Below are 14,722 nucleotides of genomic sequence, written 5' to 3'. Positions count from 1 at the left end.
GACATCCGCCCTGGCTCCGTGACAGGGTGGAGTCATGATCGGCAAGTTAAAGCACAGGCTCGCCGTCACCACGATGCGCGCCGCCCGCGCCGCCAACCGCAGTCGGCTGGCCCGGGTGCTGCTGCGTGGACGCAGCGTGCGCGGGCTGCCGCTGGTCAACGTCGTCTACCACCGCGTCTTCCGCATGGGCGTGGCCCCGGGCGCCGTCGTGGCCTACCGCGGCGTACGCCTGACCGGGCCCGCGTGGGACAACACGATCATGCCGTCGATCTCGGGCGGCTACTACGAGGAGTTCGAGGTCTCGCTCTTCGAGGACCTGGCCGCGCTCGGCGGGCTGGTCGCCGACGTCGGCGCCAACATCGGCGTCTACGCCTGCGCGGGCGGCGCCCGGATGCCGTCCGGGCGGCTGATCGCCTTCGAGCCGGTGCCGGAGAACCTCGGCCACCTGCGCGCCAACGTCGAACGCAACGGGCTGGGCGAGCGGGTCGAGGTGGCCGCGACGGCCGTGGGCGCGGAAGCCGGGTCCCTTGAGCTGCACCTGTCGGCTGAGCAGTCCGGCAAGCACTCGGCCGACGTCCGCAACGCCGGTCCCGGCGGCCGGTCGGTGACGGTCGCGATGACCACGCTCGACGCCTACCTCGACGGCCGCACCGCCGACCTGATCAAGATCGACGTCGAGGGTTACGAGGGCTTCGTGCTCAAGGGCGCCGCGGCCACGCTCGCCGCGCGCCCGGCGCTGCTGTTCGAACTGCACCCGGAGCTGCAGGCCAACTGCGGCTGCGACACCGGCGAGCTGCTCGACCTCGTCTACGCGCACTATCCCCAGGTCTATCTGATCGACGAGCTGCACAACACGCTGGTGCCGTGCGAGCGCGCCTACTTCGACCGTCCCGGCGCCGTGGGTCTCTACCGCTCGAACGTGGTCGCCGCGGGCCGCCCGGAGCACCTGGACGTGCTCCGGCCCCACCTCGCCCCAAGCTGACGCCCGGCTCGCTCAGCCGGCGCGCAGGGCCCGGGAGAGCCTGCGCTTGGTGCGGTAGCCGATGCGCAGCACCTCGGGCGGCACCTCCACCCGCAACCGCGCCCGCCGCCGGGCGGCCAGGTGCTCGGCTCCGTCGAGCAGCGAACGGGCCGGCTCGCGAGGGCCCGCCAGCAGCTCGTCCAGCAGGCCCACCCACGTCCCCGCCTCGGCCGCGTGGAAGTAGTTCGCCGCCCGCCACGCCCCCCGCGCCTCGCGGAAGGCCCCGTCGGCCAGGTCGTCGAGAGTGCCCAGCAGCCCGCTGCCGGTGAAAACCAGGTTGATCATCTCGGCGCTGACGCCGAAGTCCTCCAGCACCAGCGACGGCACGTCCCTGGCGATCGCCTCCAGCGCCGCGGTCGAGCTCACCGTCACGAACCCCGCCGCCACCGCCAGGTGCTCGTCCATCGAACCGGCGGCGAAGCGCAGCCGTCCCGGCTCGCCGAGCTCCTGCCAGAGCCGCTGATAGGGGTGACGCTCGTTGTGGGTCTGCCGCTCGCCGTCCAGGGCGCGCAGCTTGACCACGACGTCCAGGTCGGGGCGGCGATCGGCCAGCTTGGCCAGGGCAAGCAGCACCTGCTCGCGCTCCTCGCGGCCGCGCGGCACCTTGGCCTGCGTGGCGAAGACCACCCGGTCGCGCTCGCGTCCGTCCGGCTCGAAGCGGGCCCCGTCCTCCGGGACGCGCAGGAACGGCAGGCGGGCGAGCCCCACCCGCCCCCCTCCGCCGAGCCGGCCGGCCACCTCGCCGAACTCGGCCGCCTCCCGCTCGCTGTGCACGACGAACAGGTCGCACCCGCTGCGGAACAGCCAGGCCTTGTCGGTGGCGGGCACCGAGATGCCGGGCAGGCCGGTGACGAAGACGGGCCGGGGCCGCAGCTCGTCGAGCACCTCGGCGACCAGCACGTCCACCACCGGGCCCGTGCACGCCACCACGATCGCGTCGGGTCTGGTCCGCTGCGCCGTACGCCGCAAGGACCGCGCCGACAGCACCGGCGGCAGGGGACCGTCGCCGACGGCGGCGGCGATCTGCAGCGGCGAGGGCACGATCGGCGTGCGGACCACCGCGAGATCGCGCTCCCAGTCCCCGGGCAGGTCGGCGAGCAGGCAGGCCGCCCACTTCAGATACGAGTCAGAGTCGGCAACGGCCAGGATCCTCACCCGGCAACCCCCGTCAGATGTGAGCGAAGCGCCGGGGCCGCCCGGCTGGTCCACCAGTCGTCCGGCACCTCGACCGGTTCGACCGCGACCCCGCGGGTGCCGAGCAGCACACGCAGCGAGGTGATGGCGGTCGAGGGCAGGCTCAGGACGCGCTGGCTCGCGTCCAGGCCGCGAAGCGTGAGTTCGGCGGGTACCCCGGCGTCGTGCACGGTGATGCCGGGCCGTTCGCTGATCACGGCCACATCGACGGGGTCCTCGCGGCGGTGGGGAAAGTAGGCGAGCGGCTCGCTGGCGGCCAGCTCCGTCAGCCAGCGCAGGTAGCGCTCGCGGTGCACGAGCCCGTTGCGGACCAGCGAGGTGCCGAGCACGACCGTGCGCTCGGCCGGGCCGGGCGAGCGCAGGGGCTGCGCGCGCAGCCAGCCGAAGTCGTGGCAGATGAGGTCGATGCCGCGCTCGCGCACGGCGCCGGCGAGGTCGTCCTTGACGGGCAGCGCGGTGAACACCGCGGTGCTGGAGGCGGCCAGCCTGAGCGCCGCCGCCGTCCCGAGGACCCTGCGCGGCAGTCCCGCCTTGTGCCTGGCCCTCAGCAGCGCCCGATACGGCCCCGCGGCCAGCAGCTCAAGCAGCCGGAGCGTGGCCAGCCCGTCGTCCACGATGACGATGCGGCCCGGCCGCGAGGTCAGCCAGCGCAGTTGCACCCGCCCGGAGAAGGCGTCACCGACCACCTGGACCGGTCGCGGCATCTCCTCGCTCGGCCTGGCCAGCTCGAGCCCGTCGGGCAGGTCGAGCCCGGCCAGCTCGCGGCGCGTGGCCACGAGTGCGCGCTGACGCGCCCTCGGCACGATGACCGTGCGCTCACCGAGCAGCCCGGCGTGGTGGGCCTCGACGGCGCAGAGCATCTGGAGCGGCGATTCCACCCAAGCCCATTGCTTCTTCACGACGGGTTCAAGCTAGCCCGGTCGCCTTAAGCCGCAGGGAACGCCATATGAACAATGGGTCGCATGAACTCGCTGCTGCTCAACACCGACGGTGTGCAGATCCCGCAGCTCGGCTTCGGCGTCTGGCAGGTGCCCGACGACGAGGCCGAACGCGCGGTCACCACCGCGTTTCAGGCGGGATACCGCCATATCGACACCGCCAGGCTCTACTACAACGAGGAAGGGGTGGGCCGCGCCTTCCGGGAGTCGGGGCTGCCACGGGAGAAGGTGTTCATCACGACCAAGCTCTGGAACGCCGACCACGGCCGCGCCGAGGAGGCCTTCGAGGAGAGCCTGGCCCGTCTGGGCCTCGACTACGTCGACCTCTATCTCATCCACTGGCCGGTTCCAGATCAGGACAAATACCTCCAGGCATGGAAGTCCCTGGAAAAGATCTACCGAAACGGCCGGGCGCGCGCGATCGGCGTATCGAACTTCGGCGTGGAGCACCTCACCAGGCTCATCGACGAGGCCGAGATCACCCCCTCGATCAACCAGATCGAACTGCACCCGAACTTCCCCCAGATCGAACTGCGCGCCTTCCACGAGGCCAACGGAATCCTCACCGAGGCGTGGAGCCCGCTGGGCCAGGGCAAGGGCCTGCTGAACGACCCCGCCCTCGCCACATTGGCCGGAAAACACGGCAAATCACCCGCGCAGATCGTGCTCCGCTGGCACGTCCAGCTCGGCAACGTGGTGATCCCCAAGTCGGTCACGCCGGCGCGGATCAGGGAGAACATCCAGGTCTTCGGCTTCACGCTCGACCCGGAGGACATGGCTGCCATAGGAGCCCTCAACAACGGCACCCGTCTGGGACCTGATCCGGCAAATTTTAACTGGATGGGATGACCGGCTGGTGCGGCCTTTTGGCCGCACCAAGCCTTGGATGGTCATTTATGAGTTTGTAATCCCCTTGCCCCATGTATTACCTTCAGGTCATCCAAGGCATACGTCCGGGCTACCCGTTCGTTGCCAGACCATCGCACACACATCACAGGCTTTGCCTGTGACCGCTGAATCCGCACCCTCGCGGAACCGGGGACCCAGGTCCTTTGGGGTGAATCGGCGCCACGCGCCGTAGGGCAGCTTCCATGCCCGAACCCGTCAGCTAACCCGGTAAGCGGCATGGAAGCAAGGAGTCACCCCACCCGATGGCGAAGCATCGTCTTACCCGTGCCCCCAAGATCGACCTCACCCGCGCCGCTCTCGGCGTGACCATCGCCGCCACCGCGGCGTTCGCGACACACCCCGCCCAGGCCGAGACGCACGCCGCGTCCGCCGCCGCCAAGGGCGTCCCGGAAACCGTCGTCCAGGCCGAGCCCGGCAAGAAGGCCGGCAGCGACCGGCCCAAGCCCACGGCGGCCCAGGTCCTCGCGCTGGCCAAGAAGCAGATCGGCACCCGCGAGGACTCCAGGGGCGGCGGCACCAAGTTCCAGAAGTGGTACATGTCCTCCCCCCGCGCCGCCGAGACCGTCAAGCGCGACGGCGGCAACCGCCAGGCCTACCTGAACGCCGCATGGTGCGCCATGTTCGTCAGCTGGGTCGGCGAAGAGACCGGCGCCCGCACCACCGTCGGCTGGGACGCCTACACCGTCACCCACGCCAAGTGGTTCAAGAACAACAACCGATGGGGCACCGGCGCGAAGCCCGGAGCCGTCGTCTTCTTCTCGTGGAGCGGCAGCAAGAGCCTCGACTCCATCAACCACGTCGGGTTCGTCATCAAGGACAACGGCAACGGCACCATCACCACCGTCGAGGGCAACACCGGCAACGGCAAGGTCGAGGAGCGCATCCGCCCCGCCTCCCAGGTCGTCGGCTACGGCTACCCCGACTACTCGGCTTAACTTCCCCTTCCCCCCACTCTCCCTCCCAGGAACGGCGCGCCCCCTCCCCCCGGGCGCGCCGTTCCCATGTCCGGCACCCTCCCGACCCCACCACCACACTCCCCCGCTGCTCCCGTGCACCCCTTCACCCGCCGCCACCCCCGCCCCGCCCCGCGCACACCCACCCCGCCCTGACACGCCCCGCCCCGCGCACCCCCTCGCCCCGCCCCGCGCACACCCATCCCGCCCTCACACCCCGTGGGCCCGTCCCACTCCCACGCACCCCTCACCTGCGCCGACTCCATCCGTGCGCGCCCCGATCCGCCAGCCCCTCCCACGGCCACGCCATCCCGCGAACCTCCGGCCATACAACCCGGCTCCCAGCCCACGCTCCCCCGGGACCTCAAGTCCCACCCCGGCGTTGTCTCATGACCGGGGAGGGAGTGGGCGGGTTAGGGTGACGGTGATCACGTTTGGAGGGGTCATGGGATGGACCGCAGCGGACATCGGCGACCTGTCAGGCCTGGCGGCCGTGGTGACGGGAGCCAACAGCGGCGTCGGGATGATCGCCGCGGGTGAGCTGGCCAGGCGCGGGGCCACCACCGTCCTGGCCTGCCGGGACGTCGCCAAGGGCGAGGCCGCCGCCCAGCTGATGAAGAAGGCGGCTCCCGACGCCTCCATCGAGGTCAGGCAACTTGACCTGGCCGATCTGGCCTCGGTCCGAGCGTTCGCCGCCGCGTACACCGGCGGGCTCGACGTGCTGGTCAACAACGCGGGCGTGATGGCGCTGCCGTACCGGCAGACCGTGGACGGGTTCGAGATGCAGTTCGGGACCAACCACCTCGGGCACTTCGCGCTCACCGGCCTGCTGCTGCCACGGCTGCTGGAGCGTCCCGACCCCCGCGTGGTGACCGTCAGCAGCGGCATGCACAAGACGGGCCGCATCGACTTCGACGACCTCCAGGGCGAACGGTCCTACCGCAAGTGGGCCGCCTACGGGCAGTCCAAGCTGGCCAACCTGCTGTTCGCCTATGAGCTGCAGCGCCGCGCCGCCGGCGCGCTGACCAGCGTCGCCGCCCACCCCGGCTACGCCGCCACCAACCTCCAGGTCGTCGGCCCGCGCATGGAGGGCAACCCGATCCTGGAGTTCGGCTCCCGGCTGGGGAACGTGCTGTTCGCCCAGAGCGCCGAACGCGGCGCCCTGCCGCTCCTCTACGCCGCCACCGAACGCGGCCTGGCCGGCGGCACCTACGTCGGCCCCGACGGCCCGTTCGGCTCACGCGGCTACCCGGCCCCCGTCGGCTCCTCCCCCGCCTCCAAGGACCGCGCCGTCGCCGCCCGCCTGTGGACAGTCTCCGAAGCCCTCACCGGCGTCCATTACGACTTCTCCGCCGATACGGCTCCCGCCAAATAGATCTCCCTTTCGCCTCAAATAGATCTCCCATCTCGTTATTCATTCGTGATCGGCCATTCCTAAACCACACAAACACCACAGTCCCCAATAGCCACCCCGGCCATCACATTTCCCTCCCATTGGCAGCGCACTCCCGCGCAACAACCGGACCGCTGACCACACGGTGGCCCGCTTGGCAGGCCTGCCCACTTACAAGCTGCCTTGACTGCTGGCTACCTGGCCACCCGGCTACCTGGCCACTTCCTGGGCCAGCCGCACATTTATCGAGGCCGCGCGGGTCGATCGGGCTGCTGGGTGCGGGGTCGAGCGGTGCGGGTGATCGGAGTCCCGACTGCGAGGTCGAGCGGTGCGGGTGATCGGAGTCCCGACTGCGGGGTCGAGCGGTGCGGGTCGATCGGGGTGGCGGGGTTGGTGCCGACCGCTTGGGTACAGGGGACGGGAGCGCTCCCAGGCGTGACCGTGGGTGATTTGTGGTCTGGAGTCCGATACAAGGGGCGGAGGACGAGCGGAATGTAACGGTTGCGTGTCGCCTCGTTGACGGGGACATCGCCCTGATGCACTCTGCATGGGAGCGCTCCCATATCCCCCACCCCACCATCAAGGGGCACACATGAAGCACACGCGTCTGGCCACCGCCGCGGTCATGACCGCCGCTCTGGCCGCCTGCGGCTCCACCTCCACCCCCCAGCCCCAGACCTCTGCCCAAGCCAAGGCGGAACCCGTCACGATCACCGTGCACACCTTCGGCGGCGGTGAGAACTTCGGCTATGACAAAGCGGTCGAGGCCTGGAACGCCGCCCACCCGGACATCCAGGTCAAGTACCAGAACCTGACCGACCGCTTCGAGGACGTCTACCTCCCTCAGCTCCTCCAGCGCCTCCAGGCGGGCAGCGGTGCCGCGGACGTGGTGGCGATCGACGAAGGCGCCATGGGCCTCATGGCCGCCCGCCCCCAGTTCTTCGCCGACCTCGGCCAGTACGGCATGCAGAACCGCAAGGCCGACTTCCCCGCGGCCAAGTGGGAGGCGGGCGTCAACGCCGACGGCAAGCTGTTCGCCCTCGGCACCGACATCGGCGGCATGACGATGTGCTACCGCAAGGACCTGTTCAAGAAGGCCGGCCTGCCCACCGGCCGGGAGGACGTGGCCAAGCTCTGGCCCGACTGGAACGCGTTCCTGGAAACCGGCAGGAAGTTCGAGGCCGCCAAGACCGGGGCGAAGTTCATGGACGGCCCCAACACCATCTACAACGTCATCCTCTCCCAGGAGGCCCCGAAGAACGGCAACGTCGCCTACTTCGACAAGAGCAACCAGCTCGTCATCGAGTCGAACCCGGCGATCAAGACGTCGTTCGACTGGGTGCAGACGTTCAGCAAGGCCGGGATGACCGCGAAGCTGCAGGCGTGGAGCCCGGCGTGGGACAAGGCGATCAAGGGCGGCGGGTTCGCGACGATGGGCTGCCCGTCGTGGATGCTCGGCGTCATCGAGGGCAAGGCCGGGGAGGGCAACAAGGGCAATTGGGACGTCGCGGCGGTGCCGGGCGGGTCGGGCAACTGGGGCGGTTCCTGGCTGGCCCTGCCTAAGCAGAGCAAGCACCCCAAGGAGGCCGCCGAGGTCCTGAACTACCTGACCGGCAAGGACGGCCACGTCATGGCGTTCGAGGAGGCGGGCGCGTTCCCGAGCTCGCTGCCGGCGCAGCAGGACGCGAAGGTCACCGGCCTGAAGAACGCCTACTTCAGCGACGCCCCGACCGGCCAGATCTTCTCCGCCTCGGTCAAGGATCTGCTGCCGATGTTCCTGGGCGAGAAGCACGCCCAGGTCAAGACCGCCGTCGAGAAGGTCATCGAGGGCATGGACCAGGGCGCGGTGCCGTATGAGGAGGCGTGGGCCAGGTTCGTGGCCGCCGGCGTGAAGGCCGCGGGCTGAGCATGGCCATGGACTTCGCGCCGCCCCAGCCACCCCACCAGCCGCCCCGGCCCCGGGCAAAAGACCCCCGGGCAAAGGAGCCATGGACGAAGGAGCCATGGACGAAGGAGCCGCGATCGAAGGAGCCAAGATCGGAGGAGCCGCGGACAAAGATGCCGCAGGTGAAGGAGCCGCAGGCGAACGAGCCAACACCGGAGGAGGCTTGGTCGCCGGCTCGGCGCAGCGCCGGGCGAGGCGAGCGCGGGCGCTGGGCCGGGCGAGACAGGCGCGGGGATGGGCGGGACGAGCGCGGGCGCGGAGGTGGGCAGGACGGCCGCGGCACCGGGCGTGCGGGCGGGCGAGGCGGGGGCGGGCGTGCGGGCGGGGGTGGACGGTGGTCTCGGTTCGATCTTCGCGGCACCCCGTATCTCCTCGTCTCGCCGTACTACCTGCTGTTCGCCGTCTTCGGCGCCTTCCCGCTCGGGTACACGCTGTGGATCTCGCTGCACGACTGGGAACTGGCCGGGGACAAGAGCTGGCTGGGGCTCGGCAACTACGCCGAACTGGTCACCGACGCCGAGTTCTGGAACGCGGTCGGCAACACGCTCGGCATGTTCGCGCTGGCCACGGTGCCGCAGCTGCTGCTGGCCCTGATGCTGGCCAACGCGCTCAACAAGCGCCTGAAGGGCCGCCTGATCCTGCGCCTGGGCGTGCTGCTGCCGCTGGTCACCTCGGTGGTGGCGGTCGCGGTCATCTTCAGCCAGCTCTTCTCCCGCGACTACGGCCTGGTCAACTGGCTGCTGGGGACCCCGATCACGTGGCAGAACGAGAAGTGGTCGTCCTGGATCGCCATCGCCGTGATGATCGACTGGCGCTGGACCGGCTACAACGCGATCATCCTGCTGGCCGCGATGCAGACGATCCCCCGCGACCTCTATGAGGCGGCGGCGCTCGACGGGGCCTCGCCGCGCAGGCAGTTCTGGCGGATCACCGTGCCGATGCTCCGGCCGACGCTGGTGTTCGTGGTGTTCGTCTCCACGATCGGCGGGCTGACGCTGTTCGCCGAGCCGGTCATGTTCGAGGGCAACCCGATGATGACCGGCGGCACCACGGGCCAGTACCAGACGGTGGCGATGTTCGTGGTCAAGGAGGGCTTCCGCGACTTCGACATGGGGTACGCCGCTGCCGCCGCCTGGCTGCTGTTCGTGCTGATCCTGCTCGGCACCCTGGTCAACTACCTGTTCACGAGGCGGATCCGATGAACCGGGCCACGATCACGACGAGGATCGGGCTGGCGGTGGCGCTCGTGCTGTCGGCCTTCCCGATCTACTACATGTTCATCATGGCCACGCGCTCCAACGAGGACGCGCTGGACACCCCTCCGCCCCTGCTGCCCGGCGGCCTGCTCGGCGAGAACGTCGAGCGGCTGCTGGCCACCGAGGACGCCCATTTCCTGACGGGCCTGCTGAACTCGGCGGTCGTGGCGGGCACGGTGACGCTGTCGGTGGTGGCGATCTCGACGCTGGCCGGGTTCGCCTTCGCCAAGCTGCGCTTCGCCGGCTCGCGGCTGCTACTCGGGCTGATCCTGGTGACGATGATGGTGCCGCTGCAGCAGATGGGCGTGGTGCCGCTGTATGAGCTGATGGTCTCGCTGGGCTGGACCGGCCGGCTGAAGGCGGTGATCCTGCCGTTCCTGGTCAACGGGTTCGGCGTGTTCATGATGACGCAGTACGTGGCGCAGGCCGTACCCGATGAGCTGGTGGAGGCGGCGCGGGTGGACGGCGCGGCGACGCTCGGCATCTACTGGCGGGTCGTGCTCCCGGCGCTGCGGCCGGGCATGGCGGTGCTGGCGCTGCTGGTGTTCATGCAGACGTGGAACGAGTTCCTGTGGCCGCTCATCGTGCTGAACCCGGACAACCCGGTGGTGCAGACGTCGATCGCGGCGCTCAACTCGGCGCACGGCACCGACTACGTGATGTTGTTCACCGGCACGGCCGCCTCGGTGCTGCCGCTGTTCGTGGTGTTCGTCCTGTTCGGCCGTCAGATCGTGGGCGGGCTCATGGAAGGCGCGGTCAAGGCATGACGACCCAGGAAGATCAGGTACGGCACGCGCCCGGACGTTTCCCCGCGGGGTTCGCCTGGGGCGCGGCCACCTCGGCCTACCAGATCGAGGGCGCCGCCGACCGGCGCGGCCGGTCGATCTGGGACACCTTCACCCGCGTGCCCGGCCGGGTGGTCGGCGGCGACCACGGGGACGTGGCCGTCGACCACTACCACCGCTATCGCGACGACGTGAGGCTCATGGCCGAGCTGGGCCTGACCGCCTACCGGTTCTCGGTCTCGTGGCCGCGCGTGCAGCCGGACGGCTCGGGCGCGGTCAGCCAGAAGGGGCTCGACTTCTACCGCCGCCTCACCGACGAACTGCTGGAGCACGGCATCGCGCCGTGGCTGACGCTCTACCACTGGGACCTGCCGCAGGCGCTGGAGGACAGAGGCGGCTGGCCGGAACGGGAGACCGCCTACCGCTTCGCCGACTACGCCGCCGCCGTGCACGAGGCGCTCGGCGACCGGGTGCACACGTGGGCGACGGTCAACGAACCGTGGTGCGCGGCCTTCCTGGGGTACGCCTCGGGGGAGCACGCGCCGGGGCGGCGGGACCCGGTGGCCGCGATCCGGGCGGCGCACCACCTCAACCTGGCGCACGGGCTGGCCGTACAGGCGCTGCGGCCTTCGCGCGTGGGCGGCTGCGTGAACCTCTACGCGATCACGCCCGCCACCGCGGACGACCACGACGCGGCCCGCCGCATCGACGGCCTGCAGAACCGCTTCTTCCTGGACGCTCTTCTCAAGGGCTCCTATCCACCCGACGTCCTGGAAGACCTCGCCATGGACCTGGATTTCATGAAGAATCGGGACTTGGCGGTCATCAGCGAGCCCATCGACCTGCTGCTCGTCAACTACTACAGCCGCTTCACCGTCTCCTCCCGCCCCGGAGCCGCATCGGCCGCCGCGGCGCCGACCGGCACGGGCTCGCCGTGGGTCGGCAGCGAGCACGTCTCGTTCGTCTCGGGCGGGCGGCCGGTCACCGCGATGGGCTGGGAGATCGACGCCGGCGGCCTGCTGGAGGTGCTGACGCGGGTGCACGAGGAGTACCCGGCGGTGCCGATGGTGGTCTCGGAGAACGGCGCCGCCTTCGACGACCACCTGGACGGGGAGCGCGTCCACGACCCCGGCCGGGTGTCCTACCTGCGCGAACACCTGTCCGCCTGCCTGGAGGCCACCCGCCGCGGCATCCCCCTGGAGGGCTATTTCGCCTGGTCGCTCCTGGACAACTTCGAATGGGCATGGGGCTATGGCAAGCGCTTCGGCCTCGTCCACGTCGACTTCGCCACCCAGCGCCGCCTGCTCAAGGACAGCGCTCTCTGGTACGCGGAGATCATCCGGCAGAATGGTGGCCATGAACCGACCGACTCTTGAAGCAGTCGCCGCCCGCGCCGGGGTCGGGCGCGGCACGGTGTCGAGGGTCATCAACGGCTCGCCCAACGTCAGCGCGAAGGCCCGCGCCGCCGTACGCCAGGCCATCGACGAACTCGGCTACATCCCCAACCGCGCCGCCCGCACCCTCGTCACCCGCCGCACCGACACCGTGGCGCTGGTGGTGTCGGAGTCGGAACTCCGCGTCTTCGACGAGCCGTACTTCGCCGGCACGATCAGGGGCATCGGCTCCGCGCTGGCCGAGACCGGCCTGCAGCTCATACTGGCGATGGCCCAGTCGCCGGAAGAGCACGAGCGGCTGGAGCACTTCCTGACCGGCCAGCACGTCGACGGCGTCCTCTTGCTGTCGCTGCACGGCGCCGACCCGCTGCCGGGACGGCTGGAGGAGATGGGCGTGCCGACCGTGCTCGGCGGCCGCCCGGTCGGCCTCGACCCGTACAGCTACGTCGACATGGACAACCGCGGCGGCGCCCGCCAGGCGATCAAGCACCTGCTGGGCATCGGCCGCACCCGCATCGCCACCATCGCCGGCCCGCAGGACATGGGCGTCGGTGTGGACCGCCTGGCCGGCTACCGTGACGCGCTGCTGGCCTCGAACGCCCCCGACCTGGTGGCCTACGGCGACTTCTCCGAGGAGAGCGGCGCCGCGGCGATGCGCGCGCTGCTGGCCGGCCATCCGGACCTCGACGCCGTGTTCGCCGCCTCCGACCTGATGGCGGTGGGCGCGCTGCGCGAGCTGAAGGCGGCCGGCCGCCGCGTGCCCGAGGACATCGCGCTGGTCGGCTTCGAGGACTCCAAGGCGGCCCTGCACACCGACCCGCCGCTGACGACCGTCCACCAGCCGACCGAGCAGATGGGCCGCCAGATGGCGCACCTGCTCGTGGCCCGCATCAACGGCGAGGAGCTGAGCCAGCCGGTCGTCATACTCGACACTCATCTGGTACGGCGAGCCTCCGCTTGACCAGCGGATATCCTTGACCGACCCCAGCGTTGGCGAAAGGACTCCCCCGTGCCCTCTCTGTCCGGCGGCGGCTACACCGCCGAGATCAGCCAGCGCGGCGCCGCCCTGCGCGTGCTCAGGCACGGCGGGCGCGACCTCGTGACCTCGTGGCCGGAGGGCGGCCCGATCCCGTTCTACGCCGGGACGATCCTGGCCCCGTGGCCCAACCGGGTCGCGGGCGGCCGCTACTCCTTCGACGGCGACGGGCACCGGCTGGAGCTGACCGAACCCGAGCGCGGCAACGCCCTGCACGGGCTGGTCTCCGCCGCCGATTGGCAGGTAGCGGAGTGGCTGGCCGCCGAGGACGACCACGCTTTCGCCCGCCTGGTCCACACGATCACGCCGGCGCCCGGCTACCCGTTCACGCTGGAGCTGCAGGTGCTCCACCGGCTCGACGCCGCCGGGCTGAGCACGACCGTCACCGCCCGCAACTCCGGCGAGCGCCCGGCTCCCTATGGGTGCGGGCCGCATCCGTGGCTGCTGGGCGGCTCCGACGTGCTGCACGTCCCGGCCGCCAAGGTGGTGCTGAACGACGAGCGGCTGCTGCCCCGGGCGCTGGAGGAGGTGTCCGGCACGCCGTACGACTTCCGTGCGCCGCGCCCCCTCGGCGGCCAGGACGTCGACAACGCCTTCACCGGGCTGGCGGCGGGCGAGGTGCGGGTCGGCGGCACCCGCGTGACGTGGGATCCGGCCGTGCTGCCGTGGGTGCAGGTGTGCACCGGCGGGCAGCTCGGTTACGAGGGTGTGGCGGTGGAGCCGATGACGTGCCCGCCGGACGCGTTCAACTCGGGAACCGACCTGGTGGTGCTGAAGCCGGGCGAGCACCACGAGGCGAGCTGGACGATCAGCGCCGTCTAGCTTTCCGGACGCACTGGACGATCACCGCTCGAAGCGGACAGAATCTCGCTCTGTGGAGAGCAGAACCAAGCGCCGCCTGTCCCCCGGGCAGCTCGACGCGTTGCTGCGGCGGGCGATGGGCACGGGCGTCGCCGACGCGAGCGAGCTGACCGACGGGTTCGCCAACGCCGTGTGGCGGGTGCGGCTGGACGACGGCCGCGAGGTGGTGCTCAAGCTCTCCCCGCCGCCCGACCTCGACCAGCTCACCTACGAGCGCAACCTGCTGCGCATGGAGGCGCACGCGATCGAGCTGGCCGGCGCGGCGGGCGTGCCGGTGGCCGGGCTGCTGCGGGCGGGCTTCGACGATCCGGTGCTCGGCGGCGACTACCTGGTGCTGCGCGCGCTCGACGGCACGCCGTGGAACCGTACCCGGCCGGACTCCCCCGACGACGTACGCCGCGAGCTGGGCCGGCACCTGGCCACGCTGGCCTCGGTGACCGGCGAGGTGTTCGGCTATCCGCACAACGGCATCACCGGCCCGACCTGGCGGGCGGCGTACCTGGCGATGCTCGGGGCGCTGCTGGACGACACCCGGCGCTATCCGACGCCGCTGCCGCTGCCCGCGGAGGAGATCCGGCGGGTGGCCGAGTCCGCCGCGCACGTGCTGCAGGAGGTGCGCACGCCGAGCCTGGTCCACTTCGACGTGTGGCCGGGCAACGTCTTCCTCACGCTCGACGGCCGGATCCAGGCGATCATCGATCACGAGCGGGCGTTCTGGGGCGATCCGCTGGCCGAACTGATCACGCCGACGATCTTCGGCGAGGTCGCGGAGAACGATCCGCTGCTGGCCGGGTACCGGGAGGTGCGCCCGCTGGAGCTCACGCCCGCCGCGCTGGCCCGTCTCGACCTCTACCGCACTTACCTCTATCTGATCCTTCTGGTGGAGAACGGGCCTCGGCAGTACCCGGAGGAGGAGTACGCGCCGCTGCGCGACCTGGCCACGACCTCGCTGGTGAAGGCGGTGGAGGCGCTGCGCTGAGCGGCGGCACCGCCGCATGGACGATCGTGGCGGCCCCTGGAGACCCCGTGCCCAGGGA

Annotated in this window: 13 protein-coding genes and 1 riboswitch; of the genes, 11 read left to right on the top strand and 2 right to left on the bottom strand. The window is 70.7% G+C overall.

Annotation, left to right across the window (positions count from 1 at the left end; translation table 11 throughout):
* The first annotated feature begins 34 nt into the window (after positions 1 to 34).
* A complete protein-coding gene (locus ACIBHY_RS05620; protein ID WP_397256224.1) occupies positions 35 to 982 on the top strand; it encodes an FkbM family methyltransferase in 948 nt (315 codons plus the stop codon).
* A 12-nt stretch (positions 983 to 994) separates the two neighbouring features.
* Here the strand turns inward: ACIBHY_RS05620 and ACIBHY_RS05615 are convergent, their stop codons facing one another.
* Positions 995 to 2,176 (bottom strand): DUF6716 putative glycosyltransferase, encoded by a 1,182-nt coding sequence (locus ACIBHY_RS05615; RefSeq protein WP_397256222.1) that lies wholly within the window; start codon positions 2,174 to 2,176, stop codon positions 995 to 997.
* Positions 2,173 to 3,093: a hypothetical protein gene (locus ACIBHY_RS05610; RefSeq protein ID WP_397256221.1), complete on the bottom strand. Its 921-nt coding sequence runs from the start codon at positions 3,091 to 3,093 to the stop codon at positions 2,173 to 2,175. The genes ACIBHY_RS05615 and ACIBHY_RS05610 overlap by 4 nt, the downstream gene beginning before the upstream one ends.
* An 84-nt stretch (positions 3,094 to 3,177) precedes the next feature.
* On the opposite strand from ACIBHY_RS05610, the gene ACIBHY_RS05605 reads away from it, so the two are divergent.
* The 10 genes from ACIBHY_RS05605 to ACIBHY_RS05560 all read left to right on the top strand — a co-directional run bounded on the left by ACIBHY_RS05605 (position 3,178) and on the right by ACIBHY_RS05560 (position 14,664).
* Positions 3,178 to 4,002: an aldo/keto reductase gene (locus ACIBHY_RS05605; RefSeq protein WP_397306044.1), complete on the top strand. Its 825-nt coding sequence runs from the start codon at positions 3,178 to 3,180 to the stop codon at positions 4,000 to 4,002.
* 152 nt (positions 4,003 to 4,154) lie between these two features.
* A riboswitch (cyclic di-AMP (ydaO/yuaA leader) is annotated at positions 4,155 to 4,291 on the top strand.
* A 13-nt stretch (positions 4,292 to 4,304) separates the two neighbouring features.
* On the top strand, positions 4,305 to 4,997 hold the full coding sequence (locus ACIBHY_RS05600; protein WP_397256217.1) for a CHAP domain-containing protein: 693 nt from the start codon (positions 4,305 to 4,307) through the stop codon (positions 4,995 to 4,997).
* A gap of 463 nt (positions 4,998 to 5,460) precedes the next feature.
* On the top strand, positions 5,461 to 6,390 hold the full coding sequence (locus ACIBHY_RS05595; RefSeq protein WP_397306043.1) for an oxidoreductase: 930 nt from the start codon (positions 5,461 to 5,463) through the stop codon (positions 6,388 to 6,390).
* A gap of 610 nt (positions 6,391 to 7,000) precedes the next feature.
* Positions 7,001 to 8,314 carry an ABC transporter substrate-binding protein gene (locus ACIBHY_RS05590; protein WP_397256214.1) on the top strand — a complete coding sequence of 438 codons (1,314 nt, stop codon included), beginning with the start codon at positions 7,001 to 7,003 and terminating at the stop codon, positions 8,312 to 8,314.
* A 152-nt stretch (positions 8,315 to 8,466) separates the two neighbouring features.
* Positions 8,467 to 9,555 (top strand): carbohydrate ABC transporter permease, encoded by a 1,089-nt coding sequence (locus tag ACIBHY_RS05585; protein WP_397256212.1) that lies wholly within the window; start codon positions 8,467 to 8,469, stop codon positions 9,553 to 9,555.
* On the top strand, positions 9,552 to 10,376 hold the full coding sequence (locus ACIBHY_RS05580) for a carbohydrate ABC transporter permease (RefSeq protein ID WP_397256210.1): 825 nt from the start codon (positions 9,552 to 9,554) through the stop codon (positions 10,374 to 10,376). The genes ACIBHY_RS05585 and ACIBHY_RS05580 overlap by 4 nt, the downstream gene beginning before the upstream one ends.
* The gene (locus ACIBHY_RS05575; RefSeq protein ID WP_397306042.1) at positions 10,373 to 11,770 is read left to right on the top strand and encodes a GH1 family beta-glucosidase; all 1,398 of its coding nucleotides are present in this window, start codon (positions 10,373 to 10,375) and stop codon (positions 11,768 to 11,770) included. Before ACIBHY_RS05580 ends, ACIBHY_RS05575 begins: the two co-directional genes overlap by 4 nt.
* Positions 11,742 to 12,749 carry a LacI family DNA-binding transcriptional regulator gene (locus tag ACIBHY_RS05570; protein ID WP_397306041.1) on the top strand — a complete coding sequence of 336 codons (1,008 nt, stop codon included), beginning with the start codon at positions 11,742 to 11,744 and terminating at the stop codon, positions 12,747 to 12,749. The genes ACIBHY_RS05575 and ACIBHY_RS05570 overlap by 29 nt, the downstream gene beginning before the upstream one ends.
* 48 nt (positions 12,750 to 12,797) lie before the next feature.
* The gene (locus ACIBHY_RS05565) at positions 12,798 to 13,646 is read left to right on the top strand and encodes an aldose 1-epimerase family protein (RefSeq protein WP_397306040.1); all 849 of its coding nucleotides are present in this window, start codon (positions 12,798 to 12,800) and stop codon (positions 13,644 to 13,646) included.
* A gap of 52 nt (positions 13,647 to 13,698) precedes the next feature.
* Positions 13,699 to 14,664, top strand: a complete 966-nt coding sequence (locus ACIBHY_RS05560; protein WP_397306039.1) for a phosphotransferase family protein — start codon at positions 13,699 to 13,701, stop codon at positions 14,662 to 14,664.
* The last annotated feature ends 58 nt before the right edge of the window (positions 14,665 to 14,722 follow it).

This window comes from Nonomuraea sp. NPDC050547, from assembly GCF_044457345.1.
GTDB lineage: Bacteria > Actinomycetota > Actinomycetes > Streptosporangiales > Streptosporangiaceae > Nonomuraea.
This window is presented reverse-complemented; position numbering and strand designations above follow the sequence as displayed.

What these genes read in the sequence shown, in the direction of transcription:
- ACIBHY_RS05620 (WP_397256224.1), top strand. Translation starts at nt 35, where the DNA reads ATGATCGGCAAGTTAAAGCACAGGCTCGCCGTCACCACGATGCGCGCC.
- ACIBHY_RS05605 (WP_397306044.1), top strand. Translation starts at nt 3,178, where the DNA reads ATGAACTCGCTGCTGCTCAACACCGACGGTGTGCAGATCCCGCAGCTC.
- ACIBHY_RS05600 (WP_397256217.1), top strand. Translation starts at nt 4,305, where the DNA reads ATGGCGAAGCATCGTCTTACCCGTGCCCCCAAGATCGACCTCACCCGC.
- ACIBHY_RS05595 (WP_397306043.1), top strand. Translation starts at nt 5,461, where the DNA reads ATGGGATGGACCGCAGCGGACATCGGCGACCTGTCAGGCCTGGCGGCC.
- ACIBHY_RS05590 (WP_397256214.1), top strand. Translation starts at nt 7,001, where the DNA reads ATGAAGCACACGCGTCTGGCCACCGCCGCGGTCATGACCGCCGCTCTG.
- ACIBHY_RS05585 (WP_397256212.1), top strand. Translation starts at nt 8,467, where the DNA reads ATGCCGCAGGTGAAGGAGCCGCAGGCGAACGAGCCAACACCGGAGGAG.
- ACIBHY_RS05580 (WP_397256210.1), top strand. Translation starts at nt 9,552, where the DNA reads ATGAACCGGGCCACGATCACGACGAGGATCGGGCTGGCGGTGGCGCTC.
- ACIBHY_RS05575 (WP_397306042.1), top strand. Translation starts at nt 10,373, where the DNA reads ATGACGACCCAGGAAGATCAGGTACGGCACGCGCCCGGACGTTTCCCC.
- ACIBHY_RS05570 (WP_397306041.1), top strand. Translation starts at nt 11,742, where the DNA reads ATGGTGGCCATGAACCGACCGACTCTTGAAGCAGTCGCCGCCCGCGCC.